The organism is Mycobacterium sp. TH-M25 (assembly GCF_057473665.1).
Genome location: NZ_JBYCLA010000311.1, coordinates 1 through 5,530 on the forward strand (window position 1 = coordinate 1; position 5,530 = coordinate 5,530).

General features: G+C 64.4%; 6 protein-coding genes. 1 reads left to right on the plus strand and 5 read right to left on the minus strand.

Features of this window, described 5'->3' with window-relative positions:
- Positions 1-18 precede the first annotated feature (18 nt).
- Together AC2VOU_RS10430 and AC2VOU_RS10435 are read right to left on the minus strand one after the other, a co-directional pair.
- Positions 19-240 carry a hypothetical protein gene (locus tag AC2VOU_RS10430; protein WP_486957313.1) on the minus strand — a complete coding sequence of 74 codons (222 nt, stop codon included), beginning with the start codon at positions 238-240 and terminating at the stop codon, positions 19-21.
- Positions 241-315: 75 nt separating this feature from the next.
- Positions 316-1,107, minus strand: a complete 792-nt coding sequence (locus AC2VOU_RS10435; protein ID WP_486957314.1) for a hypothetical protein — start codon at positions 1,105-1,107, stop codon at positions 316-318.
- A gap of 242 nt (positions 1,108-1,349) precedes the next feature.
- On the opposite strand from AC2VOU_RS10435, the gene AC2VOU_RS10440 reads away from it, so the two are divergent.
- Positions 1,350-2,207, plus strand: a complete 858-nt coding sequence (locus tag AC2VOU_RS10440) for an SDR family oxidoreductase (protein WP_486957315.1) — start codon at positions 1,350-1,352, stop codon at positions 2,205-2,207.
- Here AC2VOU_RS10440 and AC2VOU_RS10445 read toward each other — a convergent pair whose 3' ends face one another.
- The 3 genes from AC2VOU_RS10445 to AC2VOU_RS10455 form a co-directional block, all read right to left on the minus strand.
- A complete protein-coding gene (locus tag AC2VOU_RS10445) occupies positions 2,208-2,543 on the minus strand; it encodes a YnfA family protein (RefSeq protein ID WP_486939659.1) in 336 nt (111 codons plus the stop codon).
- A gap of 3 nt (positions 2,544-2,546) precedes the next feature.
- Complete coding sequence (locus tag AC2VOU_RS10450) at positions 2,547-3,701, minus strand: cellulase family glycosylhydrolase (RefSeq protein ID WP_486957316.1); 1,155 nt, start codon at positions 3,699-3,701, stop codon at positions 2,547-2,549.
- 87 nt (positions 3,702-3,788) lie between these two features.
- The gene (locus AC2VOU_RS10455; RefSeq protein WP_486957317.1) at positions 3,789-5,441 is read right to left on the minus strand and encodes a hypothetical protein; all 1,653 of its coding nucleotides are present in this window, start codon (positions 5,439-5,441) and stop codon (positions 3,789-3,791) included.
- Positions 5,442-5,530 lie beyond the last annotated feature (89 nt).

Genomic DNA, 5,530 nt, shown 5'->3' on the forward strand with positions numbered 1-5,530 from the left:
CTCGGCATCTGAAGAAGTTCAGGCGCTTTGGCGGGAAATCATCGACATTCCGTTAACCCCGGCGGCGATGGGCGCTTCGAGCGGAGATGCCAGCCGCTCGGCCGCTCCGACCAAGATCAGCGACGCCGCGGTGTTGGGATCTACCTGCCATTGTGATCCGCTGGCGTAGGTGAGCAACTTGTCGCGACTTTCGACGTCCGTCGCGAACATGATCCAAACGGGTTCTGAATTGTCATCCATGGTGGTTACCTCTGCGAATTGGGCGGACTGGGCGTTCTGCGGACCGGGGCGTGCGTCCGGGGACTGGGGCAATCGCTATGCCATCTCGACGGCGTGCGATAAGACGAGCTGCGCCGGGTTGGACGGCACCAAGTTGGAGAAACCGACACCGGCCTGGGTTCTGCGGAATTGCTCGTGGAGCAAGTCCTTTGTCTCACTGACGATTTTGGCGAGCTGACCCGGCAGCGCGTGGCTGACGAAATCACGCCGGTTCCACCACATCATCTTGGTTCGGTAGTGCTCGTTGGGATACGGCGTCGCGGGGATGGGTGCCACCACAGATCCCGACGACCGCCAGCTGTTCAGCACCGGCGTGGCAGCCGTGCACATGGTGTATTGGAAATCCAGCATCACCATCATGTAGAAGCAACTACGCGCCAAGGCGGTGGTGAGTAGCGGATTTCGGCCGGCCGCGTCGGTCACCCAGCCGGTCTTCATTTCCAGAACCCCGTAGGGCACGCGCTCGGCGATCATCTGCCGGACCTCCTGCTGGCCCGGCCGGCCCGCCCACTCCTCGACCGCATGCGAATCGTCGGCCGAGCCCAACGCGATGGCCCGGTAACCGCCTGCGACGTGTCCGGAGTCGTCGACGACAGCACCGAACATGATCGTGTCGTCACCGCTGCGTAGCGCGTCGATGTCGAGAGCGCATTCGACTCCCCGCTTGCTATAGCTGCGAACGGCGCCGGCCGCGTATTCGGCCCACAGCTCCGGGTCAACCGACGGCTGCGAGATGACGAGGGTGCCCTCGATGTCGGGATCGGGCCAGCTGAAGCCCCGACTGAGGGAGAATCCTCCGACAGCGGTGCTCACAGGTGCGGATCTCATCGATCCCCCCTCCCAGGTTGACAGACCGCCTACTTGCTTCAGCAGCCAGTTTCATTCGTTACGTATCGTTTACGGTTATACAGATATCAGAGAGTATCCCTTGAGCGCAATAGGGAGTCTGCCCGACTAGTTGGAGGGTGAACAATCGGGGGCCGCTACGTTGCTGTCGCCCCAAACCGGCGCCGCTGACCAGCCCTGAACAGCGGTTACGCGCCAGACTTGACACCTGTAAAGTTCGTCGAATGGACAACATCAGGGGCAAGACCGTCGTCATCACCGGCGCTGCCCGCGGCATCGGGTACGCGACCGCGCAGGCGCTGCTGGCCCGGGGTGCACGGGTGGTCATCGGCGACCGGGATCTCGATGTGCTCGAGAGCGCGGTCGCCGGAATCAGCGCCCTGGGCCAGGTGAGCGGCCATCCCCTCGATGTCACGGACAAGGAGTCGTTCGCGGCCTTCCTCGACAAGGCCCGTGCCGACGGCGGGGGACACATCGACGTGCTGATCAACAACGCCGGTGTGATGCCGGTGGGACCATTTCTGGAGCAGTCGGCCCACGCAATCCGCTCGTCGATCGAGGTGAACCTCTACGGTGTGCTGACCGGTTGTCAGTTGGTACTACCGGAGATGGTGAGGCGTCGTGCCGGGCACATCGTCAACATCGCATCGCTGGCCGGCATGGTGGCCGTGCCGGGCCAAGTCGTCTACGCCGCCACCAAATTCGGTGTCGTTGGGCTGTCCAGCGCCATGGCCGACGAGTTCGCGCCGCAGGGCGTCAAGGTCACCGCGGTGTTGCCGACCTTCACCAACACCGAATTGATCTCGGGAACGACGCCGTCGTCGGCGCAGAAGCCGGTCGAGCCGGCCGATATCGCCGCGGCGATCGTCAAAGTGCTCGACAAGCCGAAATCCCGTGTTTCAGTTCCCAGTTGGGGCAAGTCCTTTGCGGCCGTGGCGACGCTGATACCTGATCGCGGCCGGCGCTGGCTGAACAAGAAGATGGGCAATGACACGGTTTTCCTCGCCGTCGACTCGCACGCGCGCCGCAGCTACGAAGACCGAGCGCAGCACGCGACCGGGGTCATCGAGCAGAGGGAGTGATCAGCGCCCGCGCGGCGCGTACATGATCAAGCCGACCCCGGCCAGGCAGACCGCGGCCCCAGCGACGTCCCATCGGTCTGGCCGAAATCCGTCCGCCACCATGCCCCACACCAACGATCCGGCGACAAACACGCCGCCGTAGGCGGCCAGCACGCGGCCGAACTGCGCGTCAGGCTGAAAAGTCGCGACGAAACCATAAGCGCCCAAAGCGATGACGCCAAAACCGGCCCAGGTCCAGCCGCGGTGCTCACGGACACCCTGCCAGACCAGCCAGGCGCCGCCGATCTCCAGCAGCGCGGCCAATCCGAACAACAATATCGACTTGGTGACCGTCACGGCTCAACCATACGTCGGGACGCTGAGGCTCCTGATGGTTTGGGATTCGGTGTTGTCGAACGCGGTGCCATCCGGCCGCAGCAGATCGTGAAACCACACCTTGGGCACCGCCGCGTACGGGTGCTTCCACGAGTCCCACGGAAAGTAGGTCTGCGTCTTGCCGGCCACCAGCCCCCAGTTGATGGCACCGACGTTGTGCCGCTTGGCAACTGGCATGATCGACTCGACGGTGCTGCCCTGCGGGCGGGCCATGTACTCGGTGCACAGAATCGGCCGGCCGTGCGGCGTCAACTGGTTGATCCGCGACTCGAAGGTCGACGGGCCGGCGTAGGAGTGGAAGCTGATCACATCGGAGTTGGCCAGCTGGATGTTCTGAATTGTGGTTCGGCTAGCCGGATCTGCCCATTCACCGTCCCACACCCCACTGGTCAGCGGCTGACGCGCGTCGACCGAGCGCGCCCAACCGAAGACCTGCGGAAGCAGGTCGGCCACCCGGTCCAGCTTGTCGGCACGCTCGACACGGGCGTATTGCGGAGCGGGATTGTCGGGCTCATTCCACACATCCCATCCCAAAACCCGGTCGTCGTTGCGGAATTGGGTCATCACACCGGTGACATAGTCCTGCAGGGTACGGGTGTAGCGCTGGTCATCGATACGTTCGGCGCCGGGGCTTTGCACCCAGCCCGAGTTATGCACCCCGGGCGTCGGCGCGCGCTGCTGGCCCGATTTGGGGAACGGATCCCAGCAGGAATCGAACAGCACGAAGAGCGGCTTGATGCGATGCCGCGCGGTGATGCCGACGAACTGCGCCAGACGGGTCTGGAATCCACGCGAATCCTGAGCCCACAACTGGTCGTGCAGAAAGACCCGCACCGAGTTGAGTCCGTGCGCGCGGGCCCAACCGAGTTCGGTGTCGATACGGCGCGGGTCATAGGTACCCGGCTGAAACATCTCGAGCTGGTTGATGGCGCTGGAGGTGATGAAGTTCGCGCCAACCGGCCAGCCCTGGGCTTGGTACCAACGGTTGGCCCGATCCGATGACCACCTGCTGGACTCGGTCGAGGTTCGTGGTGGATCAGCAGAGGCGCGCGGCACTTGAGCCAGAGCCGTGCCCGCCGCCAACAACAGCGGCAATTGGAGAACAGTACGGCGGTACACAACGCGACGATAAGTCGCGCGCCGCGGCGTTCCCGGGATTGCGCCAGCGCGTCGCGACAGTTGTTATCTCGCCGTCACCAATCCCGATCAGCGCGCAGCAGCAAGGGTCCGTTCCATGGTCAACGCTTGCGCCCCCGCCGTCAGCGACGTGGCCGCCGACGTGGCGATCATCGCCCAGCGGCCCGGCACGACGCCGACTTCTTCGCAAGGATGTTGGACGGTCGAGCATCCGGCGACCAATTCGCGGATTCGCTCGGCACTTTCCGTGGCATCCGGACTCAGCACCCGGGTGGCAGCACCGGCACCGACTTCGGGATGGCGTGCCATGAACTCCCGGAGGAACAGCGCACCGGTGACTTTGGGATTGATGTCCTGGACCGCCGCCAGCACGGTGTCGCCGAACACCCCGCCGACGGTCCCGACCGCAAAGTCGATGCCGCAGTGCAACAAACCCAGCCGCTGATGCAACTCGGTCATGGTGGCGCGCAGCGCTGCGTACACGCCGTTGTCCAGCCCCAGGCGCTGCCACTCCTCGAGGCCGACGTAGATGTTGCCCTTCCACGACGTGCCGCGCATGAACTGCAGGGTGAGCCCGTCGAGCAGTTCGCCCGAGCGCACATGCGCCGACGGCGTGGTCAAGACGCGCTCGCCGCCGACCTCCCTCTCGAAGTAGGTGACGTGTGCTTCGAGAACTTGGTCACCGCCCAGCTTCCAGGCGCTGGCCGCGAGTTCTTCGACACGAGCAGTGTCGTGGAGTTCGATGCCCGGGGTGATGCGTCCGCCGTTGCCGCCGTCGGACGGTTTCAGGCAGGCGCGGGTCAGGCCATAGCGATCCTGCAAAAGCGTGCTGGCCCGCAGCAGATCGCGGGTGAAGTCGTCGCGGTTTGCCCGCCAGGGCACGGCGTAGCCGGGCAGCACCGGAATGGGCACCTGGAGCTGGGCGAAGGCCTCACTGGCCCGGTGTTCGTGCTCGAGGATGACAGCGCCCGGCTGGCCCTGGACCTGGCTCGCCACACTCAACGCGGCCTCGATCGTGGGATGCAGCATGCGTTTGCGGTTCCACACCCCAAGACGAGAATCGTTGGCGTCGACCCGAATTCGGCCAAGGCCGGTGATGCGAGCCAGCCACGTCACGAACAGCTGAAACTCGGGCTCGAAATCGTAGGGGCACACCACTGTTGACGGGTTCGCCTGCAGAAATTCGATGATCTGACGCATCACCGGATCCCGGTCGCCGCCGTCGACCGCGCGGCGCAGCAGCGCCTGAGACATGTAGTAATAGTCGGTGTCCGGAAGCACCAGGCGCTCAACGCCTTCCGCCGCGAAACCGTGGCGCCAAGGCCGGGTACGGCCGACGACGAGGTCGCCGCTGCGGGCCAGGTACAGGCCGCGCGTCTCCACGTATGTGGTGAGGTCCAGGACCTGCCGGCCTTCGACCATTGCGCTGAGATCGGTTTCGAAGCTGCTGGCATAGGGCGTGGTCGAGTGCACCATCAGACGCCGTTGTCCTTGGCCTGGTGAGGCGAATTCGACGTGCTCTGCGACCAGTTCGGGCAGTTCGCCGGGTTCGATCGACAGCAATTTTCGCGTAGCGATGGCGAAGTCGGTTTCGTCGAATCTCAGCGGGCCGGCATAGCCCTGCCAGCTAATCTCATCGCCGTCGACGATCACGGCCCAGTCGTAGAAATTGCCGGTCAGCGGATGAGGTGAAGTCCGTGGCCGGCTGATGCTCGATATCACTCAAGTCTCTCCATTTCGGGCCCGACACGATCAGGCAGTTACGACGCTGCGGTTGACGCACCGTCGTACAGCTATCGGGCACATTCGTT